Here is a 21,845-nt window from a genome sequence, read left to right as displayed (position 1 = left end):
CCGCGAATCGTCCTCGCGACCGACCCGGATACCTCCCCCGACGGACGACCCACCCGCCCCCTCTCGCTGGAATGGAGACATGACTTCCTCCCCCGTCCTCACCGCCACCGGCCTCGTCAAACGCTACGGAGAGCTGCGCGCCCTCGACGACGTGTCGCTGACCATCCACGGCGGCGAGTCCGTCGCCGTCATGGGCCCTTCGGGCTCGGGCAAGACGACGCTGCTGCACTGCCTCGCGGCCGTGATCGCCCCCGACTCCGGCTCCGTCGTACTCAGCGCCCCCGGCGTCGAAGCCCGCGAACTCGTCGGACTCGGCGAGGGCGAGCGCGCCCGCGTGCGCCGCGAGTCGCTGGGCTTCGTCTTCCAGGAGCACCTGCTGCTGCCCGAGCTCACCGCCGTCGAGAACGCCGCCCTGCCGCTGCTGCTGAAGGGCCTGCGTCGACCGGATGCCGAACGCCATGCCGCCGGCTGGCTCGCCGCCCTGGGACTCGCCGGAATGGAGGACCGCCGGATCGGCCAGCTCTCGGGCGGCCAAGCGCAGCGCGTGGCGATCGCCCGCGCCCAGGTCACCGGAGCCCCGGTGGTCTTCGCCGACGAGCCCACCGGCGCCCTCGACTCGGCGACCTCGGCCGAGGTGCTGACCGCGCTGCTGCACGCGACGACCGGGCAGGGGCGCACGCTCGTGATGGTCACGCACGACGCCGACGTAGCCCGCCGCTGCTCGCGGATCGTGCAGGTGCGCGACGGGCGCATCGTCGCGGACTCGGCGGCGGATGCCACGGCGCCGGGCGCCGGTTCCGCCACCGCCACGCTTCCGGGTACCGCATCGCTCTCGACGGGTCTCGACCGATGAGCGCCGTCCTCCCCCTCACCCGCCTGCTGTCGCGTCCCGCCCGACAGGGGCGCGCGGCGATCGCCCTGCCCGTCGTGGCGTTCGCCGTCACCACCGCGTTGCTGCTGGTGGTCGCCGGGGGCGCGCGCATGTTCCTCGTCGACCCGCGCACGGCGGACGAGGGCGGCTTCTACGGCATCCTGGCCGTGCTCGCCCTGGTGCTGCTGGCCGTCCCCCTCGTCACGCTGGGAGCCGCGGCCGCGCGCCTGACCAGCCGCCGCCGCAACGACCGCCTCGCGACCCTGCGACTGCTCGGCGCGAGCGGACGCGAGCTGTGGTCGCTGACGGTGCTCGAGGCGACGGTCATCGCCGCGGCAGGAGCCGTCGCCGGTGTCGTCCTCTACGGTGCGCTTCTGCCGCTGGTGGGTCTGCTGCCGTTCTTCGGCGGGCCCGTGGGCATCGCCGCCGTCGCCGTCGACCCGCTGCTCGGCGCCGCCGTGCTCACCGCGGTCGTGCTGATCGGCGCGGTGAGCGCGGCGGCGAGCCTGCGCCGCGTGACCGTGACCCCGCTGGGGGTGCGCACCCGCAGCGAAGCCCCGCCGAAGAGGACCACGGCGTTCGTCACCGGCGGCATCCTGATCGCGGGCGTCGTGGCGCTGGTATCGAACTTCAGCGTCGTGGGCGAGCTGGTCGGTCCCGCCGTGAGCGTCGCCGTGCTGCTCGCCCTGTTCGCGGGAGCGCTGGGTCTGCTCAATCTCATCGGCGCCCCGATCATCGCCGCCCGCGGGCGCGCGATGGCCCGCCGCGCCCGCACTGCCGCCCAGCTCGTCGCGGGCCGCGAGCTCGCCGCGCACGCCGGCCCCGCGTGGCGCCGGGTGTCGGGCATGGCCCTCGTGTCGTTCATCGCCGTCGTCGCGGGCTCGGGTCTGGCGATCGCCGACGTCGCGTCCGAGGCCGGGCAGATCATGGCCGACATCCGCACCGGGGTGCTCGTCACCCTCGGCATCGCCTTCGTGCTGCTCGCCTGCGCGGTCGGCGTCACCCAGGCGGCGTCGGTACTCGAGGAACGCGAGCTGATCGTGGGGCTCGACCGCCTCGGCATCCCCGATGCCGAGCTCCGCCGCGCCCGCCGCCTGACGGTGATGGTGCCGCTGCGCTGGGCCGCCGTCGGAGGCGCGTCCCTCGGCCTGATGCTGGCCGCGCCCGTCGTCGGGATCAGCCTGCTCGTCGCCCCGCTCGCGGTGCTGACGATCGTGCTCACCTTCGCCGCCGGGTTCGCCCTGGTCGCCGCCGCCCTGGCGTCGACGCGGCCGATCGTGAACGGGATCCGCCGCAGCGCGGCGTGACGGGGGGGGTGCGGGCGGGCGCAGTGCAGCTGCGGGGGCGCGCGGGTGGGGCTGCGGCGGCGTGGGTCGTGAGCGTATCGGCGCGAGCGGCTCGTTCGCACCTCGCCCACACGCCGTCGAGTGTCCAAGACACTCCGCACCCACCCCACGCGCAGCGGCATGTCCTGGACACTCGACGATCCTTCCCGCGCCCGGGTGAGTGCTACCGTGCCGGAGTGATCCCGGATGCCACTCCCCCGCGCCGTATCCACGTCTCGGCCGCGGTCATCACCGACGCCGAAGGCCGCTTGCTGGTCGTGCGCAAGGCCGGCACGACCGCGTTCATGCAGCCCGGCGGCAAGCCCGACCCCGGCGAGACGCCGGCCGAGACGCTCGCCCGCGAGCTGGCTGAAGAGATCGGCGTGCGCGTCTCGCCCGACACGCTCGAGCCGCTCGGATCCTTCACCGCGAGCGCCGCGAACGAGCCGGGCTTCGAGGTCGTGGCCGAGGTGTTCCGCGTCGACATCGGCGACCAACAGCCGATCCCGGATGCCGAGATCGCCGAACTCCGCTGGGTCACCGCCGCAACGGCATCCGGGCTCGAGATCGCCCCCCTCGCCCGCGAGTTCTTCCTGCCCGCCTGAGCGCCCGCGCGCGGTCCAACCGCCGTTGAGTGTCCAAGACGCGCCGCTAAGCCCTCCGCCCGCACGGCGTGTTCCGGACACTCAACACCGGGCGCGGCGCGGCAGCGGCCGCGCGACGCCCAGCGCGGCGCCGCGACGAACCGCGCCGACGCGACGGCTCACCAACGCACCGCCGCCGACCGCCACACCCCGCGCGCGGTCCAACCGCCGTTGAGTGTCCAAGACGCGCCGCGATGCCCGCCACCCGCACGGCGTGTCCTGGACACTCAACACCGGGGCACGGCGCGACAGCGCAGCGCGGCGCACCAACACCGCGCGCGACGCGACGGCGCAGCACCCCCGCGCGCGCACCAACCACCGTTCAGCGTCCAAGACACGCCGCAAAGCCGCCCGCCCGCACGGCGGGTTCCGGACACTCAACACCGCGCGCCGCCGCACAGCACCCCGCCAGCACGGCGTGTCCTGCACACTCACGCGCGCGGAACGCGACCCGCGGCCGAGCTCACCACGAGCTCTTGCGGTAGTCCTTCAAGAAGATGCCGAACAGGTCTTCGCCGGCCTCACCGCGCACGATCGGGTCGTACACACGGGCGGCGCCGTCGACGAGGTCGAGCGGGGCGTGGAAACCCTCCTCGGCGAGGCGCACCTTGGTGAAGTGCGGGCGCTCGTCGGTGATCCAGCCGGTGTCGACAGCCGTCATGAGGATGCGGTCGCTCTCGAACATCTCGCGCGCGCTCGTGCGGGTGAGCATGTTCAGCGCGGCCTTGGCCATGTTGGTGTGCGGGTGGCCGGGGCCCTTGTACCCGCGGCCGAACACGCCCTCCATCGCCGAGACGTTGACGATGTACTTGCGCTCAGCGGTCGAGGCGGCCATGGCCGGGCGCAGGCGGCTGACGAGCAGGAACGGCGCGGTCATGTTGGCCAGCTGCACCTCGAGCATCTCGAGCGGCTCGACCTGGTCGACGTGCTGCGTCCAGCTGTTGATGCGGTCCTCGTCGGGCACGAGCCCGCCGGCGTCGATCGCGGTGCCCGCGGCCAGACGGTCGAGCGACGAGGAGCCCGCGGCCATCGCCTCGGCGGTGAGCTCGTCGGCGGTGCGGGCGGCGGCCGCGAGGATCGGATGCGACGACACCGACTGCGCGAGGGCGAGCGGGTGGGCGTCGTTGGTGTGGCCGAAGGTGAGCAACTCGGGCAGCGGGCCATCGGGAAGCGGTGCCAGTTCGGCATCCACCAGGGGTTTGTAGGCCCCCGGCGAGCGCCGCACGGTCTGCGCGGCGTTGTTGATGAGGATGTCGAGCGGACCCGCGGATGCCACGGACTCGGCGAGTCCGATCACCTGGGCGGGGTCGCGCAGGTCGATGCCGACGACCTTGAGCCGGTGGATCCAGTCGGCGCTGTCGGGCAGCGACGAGAAGCGGCGCACCGCATCGCGCGGGAAGCGCGTGGTGATGGTCGTGTGCGCGCCGTCGCGCAGCAGGCGCAGCGCGATGTACATGCCGATCTTGGCGCGACCGCCGGTGAGCAGCGCGCGCTTTCCGGTGAGGTCGGTGCGGGCGTCGCGCTTGGCGTGGCTCATGGCCGCGCAGTCGGGGCACAGCTGGTGGTAGAACGCGTCGACGAGGGTGTAGTCCTCTTTGCAGATGTAGCAGGCGCGCGCCTTGATCAGCTCGCCCGCGAACGGTGTGGTCGCGCGGGTCGCCAGCGGAATGCCGCGCGTCTCGTCGTCGATGCGGTCGGCGGCCCCCGTCGCGGTGGCGGCCACGACTGCGCGGTCGGCGTCGGCGATGCGCTGGCGCTTCTCACGGCGCGACTGGCGCTTGACGTCTTTGTAGAGCTTTCCGGTCTGGCGGCGCAGGGCGATGTACGCGGGGTCTTCGGGGTCGAGCGATGCGGCGGCGTCGATGACGCGCAGCGCGATCTCGAGCTCGGTCGGATCGATGGATGCCGCGGCCCCGGCGTCGAGGGCCGAGTCGGTCGCCACGTCGCGCGGCACGTCGCGGGGCGCGTCGTGAGGGGCGTCGAGGTCGGGGTTCGAGGGCGTTTCGGGCACAGGGAAGTGTACCGAGGCGTTGCTGAACGGCGAATGGGCCGGATGCGGCGGCGGAACGGATCAGCCTGTTCCGGTGGCGCGGCTAGGGCTTTCCGCCGTCGATCCACCGCGTGTGCGCCTTCAGCGCGTGCAGCACGGCCAGGCGCACGACGACGTACAGCGCCGCCCCGACCACCACGAGACCGAGGCCCCAGGTGAGCAACAGGATGAGCAGGTGGGCACCGCCGACGGCCGAGAACATCCGGCGATGCTACCGGCGGGCGTCGGTCGTCGCCAGGGTCGCGGTCGAGCGGGCCGTCGCGCGTGCCCGATCGCGGCGCAGCAGCCACCGCTGCGCGGGGACCTCGACCGCTTTGTGCAGCACCCACGCGATCGCCAGGGCGATGCCGAACGCGGCGAGCGCGAGCAGCACGGCGCGCCGCCACGGCAGCTGCGGATGCCCGTCGGGCCAGGCCGACGACACCGACGCGATCACGAGCAGGTGCACCAGGTAGAACGCGAACGAGACACGACCGAGTTCCTGCCAGAGCGGCCGAGCCAGGAACGTCGAGTTCGACCGGGCGTCGGCGTCGGCGAGCGAGGCGACGAGCAGGGCGAAGAAGCCGACGGTCGCGGCGAGGCCGGGGTGCACGTCGGTGCCGGGAAGGGTCGGGGCCTCGGACAGCGCGTATCCGGCGAGGGCGAGCGGCACCGCGAGCGCGAGGCGCACGGGACGCCAGTCGCTGTTCTTCATCAGCAACGCCAGACTCACGCCGATGACGAACTCGGGCATACGCAGCAGCGGTGTCGATGCGGCCGACAGGGGCACGGGCGACACCGCGGCGATCTGGGGCATGAGGGCCACGAGGACCAGGGATGCCACGACCACCACCACGAGGGTGCGGTTCGACGCGCGCACGAGGGGGCGGATCAGGAACGGGAAGCTCAGGTAGAAGAACGCCTCGCACACCAGCGACCAGCTCGCGGGGTTGCCCGCCTGCCACCAGTCGGGCACCCAGCCGTTGACGAGGAGGACGTTGGCGACGACGGGCGCCGCGCCGTCGGCGCGGATCTCGGGCACCAGTGTCGCCGCGGCGACCAGCGCGAGCCCGACGCCGACGAGGTGCAGGGGATAGACGCGGGCGAAACGGTGCCACCAGAACGACCGCGCCGACTGCTGCGGCTTGTAGCCCCACGCCAGCACGAAGCCCGAGAGGATGAAGAACAGCGTCACCCCGGTCTTGCCGGCCTCGAACAGCACGCCCCACACGACCCCGGCGTTCCCGCCGAAGTACTCGACCGCCATGATGTGGTGGCCGAAGATCAGCATCGCGGTCGCCCAGCGAAGCCCCGTGAGCGACGGCAGGGTGCGCACGTGCGAGAGGGGGCCGGGGGCGGCCTCGGTTGCGGCGCGCTGCACGGTCGGCGCGGAAGCGGTCATCGTGCTGATGGTCATCGCCTCCGTCTCGTGTTCGATCGCGACCCCACGCTCTCGACGACACCAGAGGAGTCGACCTGAGCACGTGCAGTCGCGCAGACCGGATGAGACGGTACTCCCCCGCCTTGAGGAGATGCCTGAAAAGGTCGGGGCTTGACGGGGGGACCCCTCCCTTCCTCCCCTCCCTCGCACGCAGTACCCATCCGATTCACGCACTCCTCCGAACACTGATCGGCGGCCCGTCGCTCCGAAGGCCGCGCACTCGCACCGGAGGACACATGCTCGAGACGACCACGCCTGCCTTGGCCCGCCTGGATGCGTTCGCCAACGTCACCGACCTGCTCGCGCGTCGAGCGGCCGAAGCCCCGGAGCACGTCGCGTTCGAGGTGCCCACCGACGACGCCTCGTCGTGGCGCCCGGTGACGACCGCCGCGTTCCTCGACGACGTGCGCACTCTCGCCAAGGGAATGATGGGTGCCGGGCTCGCCGCGGGCGACACGGTCGCCATCATGGCTCCGACACGCTACGAGTGGGCCGTCGCCGATCTCGCGACCTGGTTCGCCGGCGGCGTCGTCGTTCCGGTCTACGACTCCTCGTCGGCCTCGCAGGCCGATGCGATCGTGCGCGATGCCGGCGTGCGCCTGGCCGTCGCCGGGTCTCGCGCGCACGCCGACCTGCTGGACGCGGCGCTCGCGCAGGCGGGGACCGACGCGCTCGGCACCTGGGCGATGCGGGGAGTCGATGGCATCCCCTCCCTCGACGACCTCGTCGTGCTCGGCGCGCACGTCTCCGACGCCGAGCTCGAGAGCCGGCGCACGCTCGCGGGACACGACGACCCCGCGACGATCGTCTACACCTCGGGCACGACGGGCGAGCCGAAGGGCGCCGTGCTCACGCACGCGAACTTCCTCGGACAGGTGCTCAACATCGCCGCGGCCTACCGCGAGGTGGTCACCCCGACGGGCAACACGATCATCTTCCTTCCGCTCGCGCACGTGCTCGCCCGCGGGCTGCAGCTGATCTGCATCGCCAGCGGCATGCGCATCGCGCACCTCTCCGACCCGGCGAAGGTCGTGCCCGCCCTGGCGGTGCTGCGCCCGACGTTCCTCGTCGTCGTGCCGCGCGTGCTGCAGAAGATCCAGGCCGCCGCCGCCGACAAGGCCGCCGCGAAGGGTCTGAGCCGGGTCTGGGCGCGCGCCGTGTCGACGGCCGTCGCCCGCGGACGCTTCGCCGAGAAGCAGGATGCCGGCCATCGCCGCCGCGTTCCCCTCGGCCTCCGCGTGCGTGCCGCCGTCTTCGACGCCCTCTTCTACTCGCGGCTGCGCGCGGTGATGGGCGGACGTGTCGGCTACATCCTGTCGGGCGGGGCGACCCTCGACGGCATCCTGTCGCTGTTCTTCCGCGGGATCGGGGTTCCGGTCATCGAGGGCTACGGGCTCACCGAGACCACCGCGCCGCTGACGGGCAACCTGCCCGGCCGCATCGTCTCGGGCACGGTCGGGCTTCCGCTGCCCGGCTCGACGGTGCGCATCAGCGCCGAGGGCGAGGTGCTGGCTCGCGGGGTGGGCGTGTTCGCCGGGTACCGCGACCCCCGCCACGACGCCGACGCCTTCGTCGACGGATTCTTCCGCACGGGAGACCTGGGCCGCATCGACGACGGGGGGCGCCTGATCCTCGAAGGCCGCCTGAAAGACGTCATCGTCACCTCGAACGGCAAGACCGTGGTGCCCGCCCGCTGGGAGGGCGCCGTCGAGGCGAGCCCGCTCGTGCAGCACGCCGTGATGGTCGGCGAGGGCAAGCCCTACCTCTCGGCCCTGCTCATCCTCGACCCCGAGCAGTCCGCCGCCTGGGCCGCCGCGAACGGCGCGGTGCTCGAGCCCGGCTCACCGGGAGAGCTGCGCGCGATCGACGAGCCGCTCCTGTGCGCTCACCTGCAGTCCACCGTCGACGCCGCCAACGCCCTCGTCGCGCGCAGCGAGCAGGTGCGCCGGTTCACCCTCGTGCTCGCCGACCTCGACGACCGCGAGCTCGTCACCCCCACGCTCAAGATCAAGCGCCGCGAGGTGCTGCATCGCGCCGCCGACACGATCGACACCCTGTACCGAGGAGCCGCATCATGACCGCACCCGTTCCCCCCACCACGAGCGGGTCCGCCGACACGCAGAACCGCAAGGCCATCGTCGCCGTCGTCGTGGCCCTCGCCGTCGGCGCCGGGGTCGCCGTGGCCGGCAGCCATCGCGGCGCGCAGGTCGGTGGCATCCCGGTGTTCGCGCTCGCGGTGGCCGCGGCCTTCGTCATCCAGTTCCTCGTCTTCGTGCCCTCGGCGCTTCGCCGCACCGAGCGGTTCTTCGACCTCACCGGCAGCCTGACGTTCATCTCGGTGTCGGTCGCGCTGGCGTTCCTCGCGCCCGCGCAGGATGCCCGCGGGTGGATCCTCGCCGCCATGGTGGTGCTGTGGGCCGCACGCCTGGGGTCGTTCCTGTTCGCGCGCGTGCACCGCTCGGGCTCCGACGGACGGTTCGACGAGATCAAGACGAAGCCGCTGCGTTTCTTCCAGGTGTGGTGCATCCAGGGCCTGTGGGTCGCTCTCACGGCCTCGGCCGCGTGGATCGCGATGAGCGCGGATGCCACCGACCGGGCGCCCCTCGACGGTTTCGCCGTGGCGGGCATCGTGGTCTGGCTGCTCGGAATGGTGCTCGAGGTGGTCGCCGACCTGCAGAAGCAGGCGTTCCGCGCCGACCCGGCGAACAAGGGCGAGTTCATCCGCACGGGCCTGTGGTCGCGTTCGCGACACCCCAACTACTTCGGCGAGATCCTCGTGTGGGTCGGCGTCTTCCTCGTCGCGGTGCCGGTGCTGCAGGGGTGGCAGTGGATCGCGGTCCTCTCGCCGCTCTTCGTCATCCTTCTGCTCACCCGGGTCAGCGGCATCCCGCTGCTCGAGAAGCGCGCCGACGAGCGCTGGGGCGACCGCGCCGACTACCGCGCGTACCGTGACGGCACGCCCGTGCTGATTCCTTCGCTCACCGCGCCGTCGGCGAAGGCGACGCGGCGGTAGGTGACCGCGGGATCGACCCGCGGCCGGGCTCAACGCCCCGGGCGTCACTCCTCCGCGGGCAGCGCCCGCTGCGCGACCACCCGCCGCGCTTCGACGACGGCCTCGGCGAACTCGGTGTCGGGGTCGTCCATGACGATCGCCGTGGCCCGCGCGTGGGCGCTCACGACGTCGTAGGGCGACGCGGCCGCGCGCTCGACGGCCGCCTCGGCCCGGAATCCGATGGCGGCGAACGCGCGGCTGAGGCTGCGCTGCGTGTCGTGGTCGCCGCGGCCGAACTGGGTCGACAGTTCGTCGGCGAGGCTCTCGTGCTCGCCGTCGGGAACGAGCCCGGATGCCGTTCGCCACGCCGCCCGCGCCACCTCGGGGTGCCGATCACGTAGCACCGCCGGGGTGATCGCCGTGAACGCCGCGGGGTCGCCGATCTTCGACAGGGTGTGCAGCGCCTGGCTGCGCGCCTGGGGGATCTCGGATGCCACTTCGGGAAGCAGCGCGGGCACGCTGCGGGCCGGGTCGTGCCGCGTGAGCGCCCAGGTCAGCATGTCGCGCACGAAGAAGTCGGGCTCGACCGCGCACCGGGCCACCAGCTCGGCGACGTAGCGGTCGTCGGGTCGCGTTCCCGCGGCGAGCGCGGACTGCAGGCGCGCGGATGCATCGGGGTGTTCGAGGGCGGCGCGGAGGCGGTCGGCGGGGGTTTCGTCGGTCATGGTGCCTCCCAGCGTTTCACGCGGCGGGGCCGCGGGGGTCGTGAGGCTTGGTCGATTGCGGTGCGGGGAGCCGTGACGAGCGGAGGGGATAGGGCCACTGGAGGACGCGTGAGCGGCATCCGTCCTCCGCTCGTCCCTGCCCCTCCGCCCTTCCCGGGCTCGATCCTGCGACCCCGACGCCGGCTGCGCTACTTCTTCAGCACCCGCCGCTCGATCAGCTTCCGAGCGACGTCCATGAAGTTCGGCGCGTACTTGGCCCACTCCTGGTCGAGCTTGCGGACGTCGATCTTGCCCGTGTGCAGGAGTTCGCAGATCCTCAGCCAGCTCTCCCCGGTCGCCGCCGTGAGGGCGCCCGCCACCGCCGCGTTCACCACGACGCCGGCGCCGGGGATCAGCTTCAGGAAGCTCGTCGCCAAAGCTCGACCCGCCACCTGCACGCCGAACTGGGCGAGGGCTCCGGCCGAGAGCATCGTCTTGACCTCGAGGTCGTAGACCGCGGCGATCCGCCCCATCATCGTGAGCTGGATCGGCGCAAGAGTGAAAGCATCCGAGACAGGAAGCGGAACGGTCGCCGCTCCCGCGGCTGCCGCGGCCGCTGCCGCGATGATCGGGCGAGCCATCTCGCGCTTCCACGGGAGGTTGAGGCGCTGTGCGATGCGAAAGGCGTCCTTGTCACGCTCGGGAGCGAGGGCGAGCGTCTCGGTGACAAGGTCACCGAGGCCGTGCCCCTTCCCCTTCCCGTGCCGGTCGCGCGTAGAGGTGAGGATGACGCGCCGATACGGCACACGTAGGCGTTCGCCGGTCGCGGCATCGGTCGGGTCGTTCAGCCAGTCGACGAAGGCCTCCACGTCTTTGGCCACGCTCTGATGCCCGGTGATCGGGTTCTTGATCCAATCGACCTTGGTGAGCACCAGGATGACGGGAAGTCCACGGGCGTCGAGTTCACGGATCATGGCGATGTCGGCGGGCGTGAGGCGATCGTCGTTGGCCTTCACGCAGTACCAGACGACCGAGATCTGGTGGTCGCCGGAGTGCGCCGCGATCGCGTCGAGGTGGTTTCGGAGTTGCTGATCGGGCGGAATGGGCGATCCGATCTCGAAGCCCTCGACGTCCCAGATGCCGAGGGAGTCGTCGCTGTAGAACTGCACCCCGCGAGTGACCGGGAGCCCTCGTCCGACCTTCGCCCAATCGCGCCCGAACACGGCGTTGACGAGCGACGACTTGCCCACTCCGGAGGTCCCGACGATCGCGAGATTGAACCGGCCGTAGCGCGACCGCGCCTCCGACGACGCGTCGACGAACGCCTTCTCGTCGATCGCGGGCTTCTTCGCGTCTTTCTTCGCCATTACGCCCCCTCGCTCGTGCATGTCTCGTCAGTGTCGCATTCGACGCGCCCCCGGGACCGCCCATGGACATCGGCGCCGCGCGGTGTCCCGAGCACGAACGTGGTCGGCGGTGACGGTCAGGCGAGCAGGAAGGGCGCCGTGTGTCCGGGCATGTTCGCGCTCAGGGCTGACCCGCGCTCAGCTCATGAAGGCGTCGTCACGGCTGCCGCCGGTACGCCGCCCACTCCCCCGCCAGGTCGTCGCGTGAGAACACGATGCGGTCGTGCAGTCGCGACGGCCGCCCCTGCCAGAACTCGATCTCACGAGGCTCGACCCGGTATCCACCCCAGTGCGGGGGGCGCGGCACGGACTCGTCGTCGGCGAATCGGGCGCCGATATGGGCCATCTGCTCCTCGAGGGCGGTTCGGGATGCCACCTGCTCCGACTGGTGGCTCGCCCAGGCCGACAGTTGCGAAGCGCGGGGCCGCGAGGCGAAGTACGCGTCATCACGCTCGGGCGGCAGCGGCGTCGCCGTACCGAGCACGATGACCTGGCGCTGCAACGCGTACCAGGGGAACAGGATCGACACCGAAGGATTCTCGGCGAGCGCGCGGCCCTTTCGCGACAGGCGGTTGGTGAAGAACCACAGCGCGCCGTCGTCGTCGATGCCACGCAGCAGCACGGTGCGCGAGGTCGGTCGGGCCTCGGCATCCACCGTCGAGACCACCATCGCGTTCGGCTCGGGCAGGTCGGCCGCGTCGGCGAGCCAGCGTTCGAAGAGCTCCACGGGCGAGGCGCTCAACGCGCCGTCGTCGAGCGCGTCGAGGGCGTAGTCGAGGCGGTGGGCGAGGGGGTTCTCGGTCATCGCGCAGTCCTCCGGAGCGTGTGCAGGAGGCCCATCGTACGCAGCCACAACGGTGAGGCGGGCCCGACGGCACAGAACGGCCGCGGACCTCGCCTCACCGAAGCGCCGAGCTCACAGGCCGGCGATGCGGGCCGATCCCACGACGAAGTACACGAGGATTCCGACGAACGCCACGACGAGCACGACCGCACTCCAGAACAGCGCGATGCGCAGACGACGCGTCTGCGGGGATTCGCCCGGCCTGTTCCAGGGGGCGCGCGCCATCACTGGAGCACCGCCGGCCACGCGGGGATGGTCGTTTCGAAAGTCCCGATCACGCCGGCCGTCGTCGCCTTCGTGTCGTCGAAGAGATCCGTCACTTGGTTGTAGAGGGTGATGGCCGAGATGATCATGCCGACGACGCCGATGACACCGACGACGATCGTCTCCCATCCGACGATGAGCAGCACGAGCGAGACGATGAAAGCCAGCACCGCCAGAGTGATGTCGCGCAGGCTCTTGAAGTACGACTCGATTCCGTCGGCGAGATCGCGCAGGCTCTGCCCGATCGGAGTCGCGTAGGTGTCGATGTCGCGGACGGCAGCGTCGCGGCCGTCGATCTTGGCGCGGTAGGTCTCGCTGGCCACGCCGTCGTCGTAGTTCGAGGGCAGGGCCGAAGGAATGTTGCCGAGAACCAGTCGATCGGCGAGATCGCGGGCAGGCGTGACGAACGAGCTGTCGATGGTGTCGGCCGCCGCGCGCAGGTTGTCGGGGCTTCCCACGTACTGCACCTCCATGCGCAGGACGGCGACGACGAGTCTGCCCTCTCGCACGTGGTCTGCAAGAGCCGCTTTGGCCTGGTCGGCGATGGGATTGACCATCGGTCCCGCGATGGGCCAGGCCTTGAGGTAGATGTTCAACAGGTGGTCGATGATGACCGGCCCGTTGGTGCTGATCCAGTCGAGATTCTCATCCGCCTGACGCAGAGAATCTTCGATCTGGTGTTTCATGTCGTCGACAAAACTCATCCGTCGATCTCCGCTTCCAAGGCCGCGATCTCTGCCGCGGACATTCCGTGTGATTCTCCGTAGACGATGGCGGCGCGAAGCAGCTTCTCTTCGAAGCGCAGAAACTCCTCGCTTCCCCCATCGAGGTAGGCGCCCAGTGATTCCTTGGCCGTCTCGTACGCCGCAGCGATCGCGGCGGCATCGAACGGTCCCGAGAAATCCGGGGTGGCGATCGCGGGCCATGCGTTCTTCGCCGTGACCAGACGCTCGCTCGCGTCTTCCCAGACATCCTCGGCGTCGGCGGTCATGACGTCGATGTTGACGACGACATCGCTCATCAGTGCACCATCCCTTCTTGTGCTGCGGCCTGTCGGGCCAGCGTCACGATCGACGCACTCAGATCCTCGGTGGCGCGCGACAGGAGCGCCCCCTCCGACCCGCGAACCTCGACCGGGCGGCCGAGCACCGTGGTCAGCGTCACCGCACCATCGGGACTCGTATGCGTCGCCGGTTGTGCACCGGCGCCGCGATCGCGGATCGCTCGAAGTGCCTCGGGGTCACGGATCAGACGCTGCGTGACGGCCGTCGGAACGGGGGCGGTCGCGAGCGCCAAGGTCACCTTGTGCATGAGCTCGTCGCCCGCGAAAGAGGCGCGCGTCTCGTCGTCGATGTGCACAGCCTCCATCACGCCATCCAGGTCGTAGAAGACCCGCACACCCGGGTCGGGCGATTCGTCGGGAAGTCCCGCCGCGAGGGATGCGCGCAGGCGCTCCCCCGACGCGCGCAGAGACTCGACGCCGGCCCGCAGCTGGCCGATCCTCGCCTGTCGATCAGCGCTCAGCTCCACAGTGCAGCCACCTCTGTCCGCGCCGCCAGGTGGTGGTCGACGCTGGAGCCGGCCAATCCACCGGCCCTGCTGAGCAAGCCGCTGAGCCGCTGCATCGACGCGTTCCACTCGACCTGTGCGCGTTGGTAGGCGTCGAACGCCTCTCCCGACCATTCGCCGCTCAGCGCGTCGAGCCGCTCCCCCAGCGACCCGAGCTGACGATCGATGGATGCGACGGACTCCGACAACGACGATTGCAAAGCCCGAACCGACTCGGTGCTCATCGAATAGTTGCCGGCCGTCGTGGACGATGTTGACATGCGTTCCCCCCTAGGCTCATGCCGTGAACGGGAGACAACGCTAGTCCGCAGAATCCCCGGATGCCAGGGGTGAACCCGCGTTCTCATGCGCGTCTCATGAATGCTCCGCGGGTTCGGGTCGGTAGCCCGCGATGCCGCCGCGCGGAGCAGCCCGCCCCGGCTCGATGCCCGCGGAAGAATGCCCGCCGCGAAGCGAACGTCCGTGCGCGTCCGGGTCAACCCACCCCGCTCCTCCGTGCGCCCCCGGTGGAATAGGTCTCCGCCTCCTCCCGTTGAGCAAGCGTGACCTCCTCCCCTCACGAAAGGACTCCCGTGAGCCTGTTCCACCCCACCACCGTCGGCGATGTCGATGTTCGAAACCGCGTTTCGCTCGCCCCGATGACCCGCCTGCGCGCGTCGGCCGACGGCGTTCCCGGCCCGATCGTGGCGAAGTACTACGCACAGCGCGCGGGCATCGGCCTCCTCGTCACCGAGGGCGTCTTCCCGAGTGACGAGTCGCGCGCCTACCCCGGACAGCCCGGTATCGTCACCGACGCCCAGGCCGCCGGCTGGGCCAAAGTGGCAGAGGCCGTGCACGCCGAGGGCGGCACCGTCTTCATGCAGCTCATGAACGGCGGACGCGTCACGCACCCCGCCATCACCGGCACCGACCGCATCGTCGCCCCCTCGGCGATCGCGATCCAGGGCGACACGCGCCTGGCAGACGGCACCAAGGTCGCCTACGCCGAGCCGCACGCGCTCGAGACCTCCGAACTCGCCACGGTGCGTGACGAATTCGTCGCCGCCGCCCGTAAGGCAGTGGATGCCGGCTTCGACGGTGTTGAGCTGCACGGCGCCAACGGATACCTGCTGCACGAGTTCCTCTCCCCCGCCTCCAACCAGCGCACCGACGAGTACGGCGGGTCGCCCGAGGCCCGCGCCCGCTTCGTCATCGAGGTCGCCGAGGCCGTCGTGGCCGAGATCGGCGCCGGTCGCGTCGGCATCCGCATCTCGCCCGCCCACAACATCCAGGACGTGTGGGAAAAAGACGAGGCTGAGACCCGCGCCACCTACGAAGCGCTCATCGCCGGCCTCGCGCCTCTGGGACTCGCGTACCTGAGCGTGCTGCACGCCGACCCCGCGGGCGAGCTGATCCAGGACCTCCGCCGTGCGTTCGGCGGCACGTTCATCGTGAACTCGGGCTTCTCGAGCATCACCACGCGCGACGAGGCCGTCTCGGCCGTCGACGACGGCATCGCCGACCTGGTGGCCGTCGGTCGCCCCGCGATCGCCAACCCCGACCTCGTCACGCGCTGGGAGCAGGGCGCCGACGAGAACGAGGTCGACCAGGCGTCGGTCTACGGCGGCGACGAGCGCGGCTACACGGATTACCCGTTCTTGCAGGGCTGAATCACGTCGAAGGGCCTCGCACGGACGGTGGATGCCGTTCGCGCGAGGCCCTCGTCCTGACCGAGGATGCGGATGCCGGTGCGGACTCAGCCCACCGACGCCCGGATGCTCGCCCGCTTCCGGGCCTCGCTCTCGAGCTTCTGCTCCGCCAGGTCGACGATGGTGTCCAGCTGCGCGCGGGGGATGAACACGACGCCGTCGGCGTCGGCGACCACGACGTCGCCCGTGAGCACGGCCACTCCCCCGATGGCGACGGCGCCGCCGATCACCCCGGGGCCGTTCTTGTAGGGGCCGGCCGGCGTGACCCCGCGAGCGAAGACGGGGAGCCCCAGCTCGCGGATCGCGTCGACGTCGCGCACGCAGCCGTCGACGACGAAGCCCGCCACCCCGAGGCTCCGCGCCCGCTCGGCGATGAGGTCGCCGATCAGGGCCCTCGTGGTGTCGCCGAAGCCGTTGAGCACGATGACCTCGCCCGGCTGCACGACGTCGAGCGCGGCGTGCACGATCTGGTTGTCGCCCGCCGCCGTGAGCACGGTCAGCGCCGGTCCCACCAGGCGCGCCCCCACCCACGTCGGTGAGATCCCGGCATCCGGAGACCCGAGGCGCTGCATCGAGTCGACGACCGCCGAGGCGGCCAGGGGCGAGAGACGTTCGCGCTCGGAGGCGCTGAGGGGTGCACGCTCGGCGACGGCTGTCGCGACGGCCGAGGTCACTTCGAGACCTGCAGCAGCTCGTCGATGATGGGAGAGATCGTGGCTTCGCGCTCTTCCCACAGCGTCTCGACCTCGGCACCCGGCATCCACGAGGCGACGGTGGCCGCGTTGGTGAGCTTCTCGACGACCGCGGGGTCCTCCGCGGCGACCTTGAGCGCGGCCTCCAGCGAGGAGCGGATGTTCTCGGGCGTCTCGGCCGGCACCGACAGGGTGAAGCGGCTGTTCATCGGCGCCACCTCGTAGCCCGCGCCGGTCAGGGTGGGCACGTCGGGCATGAGCTCGCTCTGCTCGTCTTCGACGATCGCCAGCAGGCGGATGTCGCCGGACTTGTAGGGGCCGTAGAAGCTCGAGACCCCGCCGAGGGCGAAGTTCACCTCGCCCGACATGACGGCGGCCACCTTGTCGGCACCACTGTTGTAGTGGACGATGTTGAACCCCAGGTCGAGTTCGTTCTCGAGGATGCGCAGATTGACGTGGTCGTCGCCGGCGCGCGAGTCCGTTCCCGCCGTGATCGTGCCGGGGTCGTCTTCGACGGCGGCGAACAGGTCGTCGATGGTCTTGTAGGGGCTGTTCGCGGCCACGCCGATCACGACCGAGTTGGTGGCGAAGGAACCCACCGGCAGGAAGCTCTCGCGATCGAAGGTGGCGTTCTTCGAGGGGTCGAGGTAGCGACCGAGGATCGACGGGATGTTCGTGTAGCCGAACGTCGTCCCGTCGGGTGCCGAGGTGGCGAGCTTGCTGAGGCCGACGACCTGGCTGCCGCCCTCGAGGTTCACGACCTGGATGTTGGCGTCGAGGGATTCCTGCATGGCCGGCGCGACGATGCGGGCCAGGATGTCGTTGCCGGCACCGGCTGCCGAGGGGACGATCCATTCGATGTCGGTTCCGGCGGCGGGCCAGGCCTCGTCGGCGCCGTTGCCGTTCGAGGTGGTGCCGGCGGCGGACGAGCATCCGACGAGGGCCACGGCAGCGAAGGCTGCGACGGCGGTGAGGGTCAGGGAGCGGGTTCGCATGCTGATTTCTCCTTCTGGTGGGGATGACGGGTGAGCAGGGACAGGACTAGGCGTCGATCCGCGCGCGGGAACGAGACCGCGACCGCGACCGCACGAAGGCGGCGAGGGCGGGGCGGCTCGCTCCCAGCGCGACGGCGAGGGCGCAGACGAGGAGCAGGCCGGTGGCGATCGGGCTGCTGGTGAACACTCCCCAGTCGCCGCGCGACAGGGCGAGCGAGCGCTGGAAGTTCTCCTCGAGCATCGGCCCGAGGATGATCGCGAGCACGAGCGGCGTCAGCGGCACGCGCAGCAGGTGGAAGACGTACCCGATCACGCCCGCGGCGACCATGACGAAGATCTCGAAGGTGCTGCCGTTGATCGAGTACGTGCCGAGGAACATGAACGCGAGGATCGCGGCCATCAGGTAGGCGAACGGCAGACGGAGCACGGCGATCCAGACGCGCACGAGGGGCACGTTGAGGATCAGCAGGATGACGTTGCCCACCAGGAAGCTGGCGATGATGGCCCAGGCGACCTCTGGGTTGTCGCGGAACAGGAGCGGCCCGGGGATGAGGCCGTTGACGGTGAACGCCCCCGCCATGATCGCGACCGTGGCCGACGTCGGGATGCCGAGGGTGAACAGCGGGATCATCGACGACACCGCGAGGGCGTTGTTGGCGGACTCGGGTCCGGCGACGCCCTCCATGGCGCCGCGGCCGAACTCCGAGCGGTGCTTCTTCGAGAAGCGCTTCTCGGCGGCGTACGAGGCCAGCGACGTCGCCGCTCCGGGCGAGCCGGGGAGCAGGCCCATGAAGAAGCCGATGATCGAGCCGCGGAAGAAAGGCTTCCACGAGCGGCGGAAGTCGTCGCGGGTGGGGTAGAGCCGTCCGATCGAGAGGGGCTTGGCGATGCCGCCTGGGCCGCGCTGGGCCTGGGCGAGGATCTCGCTGAGCCCGAAGGCACCCATCACGATCGCGACCAGGCCGATGCCGTCGAACAGCTGCGGCATGTCGAATCCGAAGCGCACGATGCCGACGCCCGGGTCGAGGCCCACCGTCGCGATCGCCAGGCCCACGCCGGCGCTGATGAGCGCCTTGGCGGGGTTGCTGCCCGCGAAGCTCGTGATGAGCAGCAGCCCGAGGAACGACACGAGGAACAGCTCGGGGGCGCCGAACTCCAGCGCGATCCGCGCGAAGGGGGCGACGAGCACGAACCCGACGACTCCGACCAGCCCGCCGATGAACGACCCGACCGCCGCGATCACCAGGGCCGGGCCGCCGCGCCCGCGCTTGGCGAGCTCGTAGCCGTCGAGGGTCGTCGCCACCGACGAGGCTTCGCCGGGGATCCGCAGCAGGACGGCGGTGATCGTGCCGCCGAAGGCCGCGCCGTAGAGGATGGCGGCGAGCATGATGATCGCCGTCGTGGGCGAGAGCCCGAAGGTCACCGGGATGAGCAGCGACACGGCGGCTGCGGGCCCGAAGCCGGGCAGCACGCCGACGAGCATGCCGAGCACGCAGCCGAGAAGGGCGAAGAGCAGGTTCTCGGGGGTGAGGACCGTGAGGAGTCCCTGGAAGAGAGCGCCGAATTCCATGTCAGAGGCCGATCATGCGGAGCACGGTGATGCTCGAGTGCGGGAGGGCGGTGCCGAGCAGGTCGGCGAAGACGAACCGGCTGATGACGGCGACACCGACAGCGATGAGCAGGGCGACCCACCAGCGGCGAGCGCTCACGAGGGTCATCACGCTGAAGAGCAGCAGCGTCATGGTGATGAGGTAGCCGAGCACCGGAAGCAGGATCGCGGAGAGCACGAGCGCCCCCGCCACGATGGCGACGCGCAGCACTCCGCGACGGTCGGGGAGGGCGATGTCGTCGTCTTCCTCGTCGATCCCGTCGACGACGAGCACGCCGATCGCTGTGTCGGTGGGCGGGTCGACGCGGTTGGCCTCGAACGGGGGCCGTGTGTCCGACCGGCTCGCCTCGCGGCGCCGCGCCGTAGCCGCCCCGAGCAGCTGGAGCGCCCAGAGGACAGCGCCAAGCGCGATCGTGGCGCCCGCGACGACCGGGAAGAATCCCGCGCCGACCCCGGTCACGTTCGTCAGGCCGTAGCCGAAGCCAGACACCATGACCGCGATGCCGGCGACGGCACCGATCGCCACGACAGACCATTCCAGGTACTGCCGCGCCCTCGTCGAGGACGAGGTCTCCACCACATCAGACGCCATCGTCATCCGCCTCTCTGCGGGTTTCCGTGCTAGGTGTGTGTGCAAGGCGTTCCACGCAACTTGCGCACTTGCACAGGATTGCAGGATGGTCCAGACTTGTCAACAACCGACCCGCTCGACCGGCGTCGTGCCCTCGAAGGAGAGAACATGAGCTTTCGCGCCGTCGCGACTCGCAACACCGCCGCCCTGAGCGCTACGGAGCAGAAGGTCATGACGGTGCTGCTGAGCGCTGCGACGTCATCGACGACGGCGGCCGACGTGGCTGCCCAGGCCGGCACGCACGAGTCGACCGTGGTGCGCCTCGCGCAGAAGCTGGGCTACCGCGGGTATCCCGACCTGCGCCGCGACCTGCGCGCCGACGAGGTGAACCCTGCGCTCTCCGGTGCGCCGATGCGGCAGGAGTCCGGGGCCGACCTGGCGTCGTTCGTCGCGGATGAGCGAGCGGGCCTCGAGCGCCTGTCGGAGTTCGTCCCCCAGTCCGCGATCGACGCGGCTGCCCGCGACATCGCCGGCGCCGGCGTCGTCTACATCTTCGCCAACGGCGACGCCCGCTCGCTGCAGGAGCTGCTCGCCCGCCGCTTCCGCCGACTGGGGATGGTCGTAGTCACCCTCTCGCCCCAGGCGAAGGACCTCGCCGAGCGTTTCGTGCCGTTCGACTCCACCAGCATGCTGATCGGCTTCGCGCTGCGCGAGACGCCGCGCATGCTCCCGGCCCTCATCGCCGAGGCGCAGCGCCGACGCGGACGCAGCCTGCTCATCACCGACGTGCCGGGCGCGCAGTTCCGGCCCGCTCCCGACCACCTCATCGCGGCCCTCCGCAGCGCCGACAGCGAGTACCGCACCCTCTTCGTGCCGATGGCGATCTGCTACGCGCTCCAGCTCGCGGTGTACCACCTCGACTCCGAGCGCTACCACGCCGTGCGCGAAGACATCGACGGCCTCACCCGCATGCTCGGCGGCACCGACGAGATCCCCCTCCGGCCGTGACCGGCCCCGCCTGGCGGGCGGCACTCAGCACCCAGGCGGCACTGTCGCAAGCCTCGTGGGTCGGCGTGCGGCTGATGGTCGGCTACCGCGCGCTCGAGCTCGGCGGCGATCCACTGCTGCTCGCCGCGCTCGCGGCATCCTTCGCCGTTCCGACGATCGTCGCGGCGCTTCCCGCGGGCCGGATCTGCGACCGCGTCGGCGGCAGCACCGTCGCCTTCGCCGGGCTTGTCATCGCCTCGATCGGCGCGATCGTCGTACTCGCCCTGCCCTTGACCGTCCTCCTGCTGTTCGCCGCGACCCTGACCATCGGCCTGGGCCACCTCTGCGTGATGATCGGCCAGCAGACCTTCGTCGCGCACGCGAGCCGCGGGGGCTCGATGGACAGCGGCTTCGGCACCCTCAGCGCGGCGGCATCCATCGGTCAACTGATCGGTCCCCCGGCCGTCACCATCGCCGCGACCCTGGCCGCACGCGATCAGCCCGACACGACCGCGGGCTTCGCCGTCTGCCTCGCCTTCACGGTGCTCGCTCTGCCGCTGATCCTCTTCCTGCGCCGCGGCGACACGCACCGCCGAGTCGCCGCCGCGAAGGCCCCGCGCGCTCCGCTCTCGGCGGTGATGAAGGCCCCCGAGTTGTGGCGGGCCCTCGCCGTCAGCGGAGCCGTGCTCGTGACGGTCGACCTGCTCTACACCTTCGTGCCGCTGTGGGCGGTCGAGAAGGGCATCGCCCCGGTCACCGTCGGTCTGCTGCTCGCCCTGCGCGCGGTCGTCTCGGTCGTGAGCCGCCTCGGCCTCGCCCGCATCGTCGCGCGATTCGGCCGCCGCACCCTGCTCGTCGTGGCGATGCTCATGGGCGTCGCGAGTCTCGTCGCCCTGCCGTTCGCCAACCAGTGGGGCGCGATCCCCGTGATGATCGCGCTCGGTATCGCCCTCGGCCTCCCCCAACCCCTGACCATGGCCTGGACGACCGCGATCACCCCGCCCGCGGTGCACGGCGCCGCCCTCGGACTGCGGCTGACCGCCAACCGCGTGCTGCAGGTGCTGATCCCGGTGAGCGTGGGCCTCGTCGCCGGTCCTCTCGGACTCGTGGCGATCTTCTGGTCGAACGCGGCCGTGCTGGCCGTGGGGGTGGCCATTGTGGCGACGTCGCGTACGAGTGATCGTGACGGGGAGGGTTCGGAGTAGCGGGCAGCC

General features: G+C 71.0%; 23 protein-coding genes. 8 read left to right on the top strand and 15 right to left on the bottom strand.

Features of this window, described 5'->3' with window-relative positions; genetic code table 11:
* The first annotated feature begins 79 nt into the window (after positions 1-79).
* The 3 genes from IFU40_RS02400 to IFU40_RS02390 all read left to right on the top strand — a co-directional run bounded on the left by IFU40_RS02400 (position 80) and on the right by IFU40_RS02390 (position 2,801).
* Positions 80-853, top strand: a complete 774-nt coding sequence (locus tag IFU40_RS02400) for an ABC transporter ATP-binding protein (RefSeq protein ID WP_191925243.1) — start codon at positions 80-82, stop codon at positions 851-853.
* On the top strand, positions 850-2,178 hold the full coding sequence (locus tag IFU40_RS02395; RefSeq protein WP_191925242.1) for an FtsX-like permease family protein: 1,329 nt from the start codon (positions 850-852) through the stop codon (positions 2,176-2,178). Before IFU40_RS02400 ends, IFU40_RS02395 begins: the two co-directional genes overlap by 4 nt.
* A 215-nt stretch (positions 2,179-2,393) precedes the next feature.
* Entirely contained in the window at positions 2,394-2,801 is a 408-nt protein-coding gene (locus tag IFU40_RS02390) for an NUDIX hydrolase (protein WP_055832454.1), read from the top strand.
* Between the two features lie 502 nt (positions 2,802-3,303).
* Here the strand turns inward: IFU40_RS02390 and IFU40_RS02385 are convergent.
* The 3 genes from IFU40_RS02385 to IFU40_RS02375 form a co-directional block, all read right to left on the bottom strand.
* Positions 3,304-4,794: an SDR family NAD(P)-dependent oxidoreductase gene (locus IFU40_RS02385; RefSeq protein WP_374754285.1), complete on the bottom strand. Its 1,491-nt coding sequence runs from the start codon at positions 4,792-4,794 to the stop codon at positions 3,304-3,306.
* Positions 4,795-4,933: 139 nt separating this feature from the next.
* Complete coding sequence (locus IFU40_RS02380; RefSeq protein ID WP_191925241.1) at positions 4,934-5,092, bottom strand: hypothetical protein; 159 nt, start codon at positions 5,090-5,092, stop codon at positions 4,934-4,936.
* Between the two features lie 9 nt (positions 5,093-5,101).
* Entirely contained in the window at positions 5,102-6,271 is a 1,170-nt protein-coding gene (locus IFU40_RS02375; RefSeq protein WP_191925240.1) for an acyltransferase family protein, read from the bottom strand.
* A 275-nt stretch (positions 6,272-6,546) separates the two neighbouring features.
* On the opposite strand from IFU40_RS02375, the gene IFU40_RS02370 reads away from it, so the two are divergent.
* Both IFU40_RS02370 and IFU40_RS02365 read left to right on the top strand, forming a co-directional pair.
* On the top strand, positions 6,547-8,388 hold the full coding sequence (locus tag IFU40_RS02370) for an AMP-dependent synthetase/ligase (RefSeq protein WP_191925239.1): 1,842 nt from the start codon (positions 6,547-6,549) through the stop codon (positions 8,386-8,388).
* Positions 8,385-9,323 carry a DUF1295 domain-containing protein gene (locus IFU40_RS02365; protein WP_191925238.1) on the top strand — a complete coding sequence of 313 codons (939 nt, stop codon included), beginning with the start codon at positions 8,385-8,387 and terminating at the stop codon, positions 9,321-9,323. The genes IFU40_RS02370 and IFU40_RS02365 overlap by 4 nt, the downstream gene beginning before the upstream one ends.
* A gap of 44 nt (positions 9,324-9,367) precedes the next feature.
* On the opposite strand, the gene IFU40_RS02360 is transcribed toward IFU40_RS02365, so the two are convergent.
* From IFU40_RS02360 to IFU40_RS02325, 8 genes are all read right to left on the bottom strand, one after another.
* Positions 9,368-10,027, bottom strand: a complete 660-nt coding sequence (locus tag IFU40_RS02360; RefSeq protein WP_191925237.1) for a HEAT repeat domain-containing protein — start codon at positions 10,025-10,027, stop codon at positions 9,368-9,370.
* Positions 10,028-10,215: 188 nt separating this feature from the next.
* Positions 10,216-11,373 (bottom strand): GTPase family protein, encoded by a 1,158-nt coding sequence (locus tag IFU40_RS02355; protein WP_055832444.1) that lies wholly within the window; start codon positions 11,371-11,373, stop codon positions 10,216-10,218.
* A gap of 196 nt (positions 11,374-11,569) precedes the next feature.
* Positions 11,570-12,217 (bottom strand): pyridoxamine 5'-phosphate oxidase, encoded by a 648-nt coding sequence (pdxH, locus tag IFU40_RS02350; RefSeq protein WP_191925236.1) that lies wholly within the window; start codon positions 12,215-12,217, stop codon positions 11,570-11,572.
* A gap of 111 nt (positions 12,218-12,328) precedes the next feature.
* A complete protein-coding gene (locus IFU40_RS02345; protein WP_156784863.1) occupies positions 12,329-12,481 on the bottom strand; it encodes a PLDc N-terminal domain-containing protein in 153 nt (50 codons plus the stop codon).
* Positions 12,481-13,206 (bottom strand): hypothetical protein, encoded by a 726-nt coding sequence (locus IFU40_RS02340; protein ID WP_191925235.1) that lies wholly within the window; start codon positions 13,204-13,206, stop codon positions 12,481-12,483. Before IFU40_RS02340 ends, IFU40_RS02345 begins: the two co-directional genes overlap by 1 nt.
* A gap of 14 nt (positions 13,207-13,220) precedes the next feature.
* Positions 13,221-13,541 (bottom strand): hypothetical protein, encoded by a 321-nt coding sequence (locus IFU40_RS02335; RefSeq protein WP_070408955.1) that lies wholly within the window; start codon positions 13,539-13,541, stop codon positions 13,221-13,223.
* A complete protein-coding gene (locus tag IFU40_RS02330) occupies positions 13,541-14,050 on the bottom strand; it encodes a hypothetical protein (protein WP_191925234.1) in 510 nt (169 codons plus the stop codon). Before IFU40_RS02330 ends, IFU40_RS02335 begins: the two co-directional genes overlap by 1 nt.
* Positions 14,041-14,349, bottom strand: coding sequence for a WXG100 family type VII secretion target (locus IFU40_RS02325; RefSeq protein ID WP_191925233.1), 309 nt, complete (start codon positions 14,347-14,349; stop codon positions 14,041-14,043). Before IFU40_RS02325 ends, IFU40_RS02330 begins: the two co-directional genes overlap by 10 nt.
* Before the next feature lie 312 nt (positions 14,350-14,661).
* On the opposite strand from IFU40_RS02325, the gene IFU40_RS02320 reads away from it, so the two are divergent.
* Positions 14,662-15,738, top strand: coding sequence for an alkene reductase (locus tag IFU40_RS02320; protein WP_191925232.1), 1,077 nt, complete (start codon positions 14,662-14,664; stop codon positions 15,736-15,738).
* A gap of 86 nt (positions 15,739-15,824) precedes the next feature.
* On the opposite strand, the gene IFU40_RS02315 is transcribed toward IFU40_RS02320, so the two are convergent.
* The 4 genes from IFU40_RS02315 to IFU40_RS02300 are packed head-to-tail and all read right to left on the bottom strand — an operon-like array spanning position 15,825 to position 19,665.
* On the bottom strand, positions 15,825-16,451 hold the full coding sequence (locus IFU40_RS02315; protein ID WP_342343460.1) for an RraA family protein: 627 nt from the start codon (positions 16,449-16,451) through the stop codon (positions 15,825-15,827).
* The gene (locus tag IFU40_RS02310) at positions 16,448-17,464 is read right to left on the bottom strand and encodes a tripartite tricarboxylate transporter substrate binding protein (RefSeq protein WP_191925231.1); all 1,017 of its coding nucleotides are present in this window, start codon (positions 17,462-17,464) and stop codon (positions 16,448-16,450) included. Before IFU40_RS02310 ends, IFU40_RS02315 begins: the two co-directional genes overlap by 4 nt.
* Before the next feature lie 46 nt (positions 17,465-17,510).
* Positions 17,511-19,034, bottom strand: a complete 1,524-nt coding sequence (locus tag IFU40_RS02305; protein WP_070408949.1) for a tripartite tricarboxylate transporter permease — start codon at positions 19,032-19,034, stop codon at positions 17,511-17,513.
* 1 nt (position 19,035) lies between these two features.
* Entirely contained in the window at positions 19,036-19,665 is a 630-nt protein-coding gene (locus tag IFU40_RS02300; protein WP_191925230.1) for a tripartite tricarboxylate transporter TctB family protein, read from the bottom strand.
* 147 nt (positions 19,666-19,812) lie between these two features.
* Between IFU40_RS02300 and IFU40_RS02295 the strand changes: the two genes are divergently transcribed.
* Complete coding sequence (locus IFU40_RS02295) at positions 19,813-20,652, top strand: MurR/RpiR family transcriptional regulator (protein ID WP_055832427.1); 840 nt, start codon at positions 19,813-19,815, stop codon at positions 20,650-20,652.
* Complete coding sequence (locus IFU40_RS02290; protein WP_191925229.1) at positions 20,649-21,836, top strand: MFS transporter; 1,188 nt, start codon at positions 20,649-20,651, stop codon at positions 21,834-21,836. Before IFU40_RS02295 ends, IFU40_RS02290 begins: the two co-directional genes overlap by 4 nt.
* Positions 21,837-21,845: the final 9 nt, after the last annotated feature.

Origin of the sequence: Microbacterium sp. CFBP 13617 (assembly GCF_014839445.1) — a bacterium.
Lineage (GTDB): Bacteria > Actinomycetota > Actinomycetes > Actinomycetales > Microbacteriaceae > Microbacterium.
This window is presented reverse-complemented; position numbering and strand designations above follow the sequence as displayed.

Excerpts from the sequence above, each read along its gene's own strand:
- IFU40_RS02400 (WP_191925243.1), top strand. The coding sequence starts at position 80 with ATGACTTCCTCCCCCGTCCTCACCGCCACCGGCCTCGTCAAACGCTAC.
- IFU40_RS02395 (WP_191925242.1), top strand. The coding sequence starts at position 850 with ATGAGCGCCGTCCTCCCCCTCACCCGCCTGCTGTCGCGTCCCGCCCGA.
- IFU40_RS02380 (WP_191925241.1), bottom strand. The coding sequence starts at position 5,092 with ATGTTCTCGGCCGTCGGCGGTGCCCACCTGCTCATCCTGTTGCTCACC.
- IFU40_RS02375 (WP_191925240.1), bottom strand. The coding sequence starts at position 6,271 with ATGACCGCTTCCGCGCCGACCGTGCAGCGCGCCGCAACCGAGGCCGCC.
- IFU40_RS02370 (WP_191925239.1), top strand. The coding sequence starts at position 6,547 with ATGCTCGAGACGACCACGCCTGCCTTGGCCCGCCTGGATGCGTTCGCC.
- IFU40_RS02365 (WP_191925238.1), top strand. The coding sequence starts at position 8,385 with ATGACCGCACCCGTTCCCCCCACCACGAGCGGGTCCGCCGACACGCAG.
- IFU40_RS02360 (WP_191925237.1), bottom strand. The coding sequence starts at position 10,027 with ATGACCGACGAAACCCCCGCCGACCGCCTCCGCGCCGCCCTCGAACAC.
- IFU40_RS02355 (WP_055832444.1), bottom strand. The coding sequence starts at position 11,373 with ATGGCGAAGAAAGACGCGAAGAAGCCCGCGATCGACGAGAAGGCGTTC.
- pdxH (WP_191925236.1), bottom strand. The coding sequence starts at position 12,217 with ATGACCGAGAACCCCCTCGCCCACCGCCTCGACTACGCCCTCGACGCG.
- IFU40_RS02345 (WP_156784863.1), bottom strand. The coding sequence starts at position 12,481 with ATGGCGCGCGCCCCCTGGAACAGGCCGGGCGAATCCCCGCAGACGCGT.
- IFU40_RS02340 (WP_191925235.1), bottom strand. The coding sequence starts at position 13,206 with ATGAAACACCAGATCGAAGATTCTCTGCGTCAGGCGGATGAGAATCTC.
- IFU40_RS02335 (WP_070408955.1), bottom strand. The coding sequence starts at position 13,541 with ATGAGCGATGTCGTCGTCAACATCGACGTCATGACCGCCGACGCCGAG.
- IFU40_RS02325 (WP_191925233.1), bottom strand. The coding sequence starts at position 14,349 with ATGTCAACATCGTCCACGACGGCCGGCAACTATTCGATGAGCACCGAG.
- IFU40_RS02310 (WP_191925231.1), bottom strand. The coding sequence starts at position 17,464 with ATGCGAACCCGCTCCCTGACCCTCACCGCCGTCGCAGCCTTCGCTGCC.
- IFU40_RS02305 (WP_070408949.1), bottom strand. The coding sequence starts at position 19,034 with ATGGAATTCGGCGCTCTCTTCCAGGGACTCCTCACGGTCCTCACCCCC.
- IFU40_RS02300 (WP_191925230.1), bottom strand. The coding sequence starts at position 19,665 with ATGGCGTCTGATGTGGTGGAGACCTCGTCCTCGACGAGGGCGCGGCAG.
- IFU40_RS02295 (WP_055832427.1), top strand. The coding sequence starts at position 19,813 with ATGAGCTTTCGCGCCGTCGCGACTCGCAACACCGCCGCCCTGAGCGCT.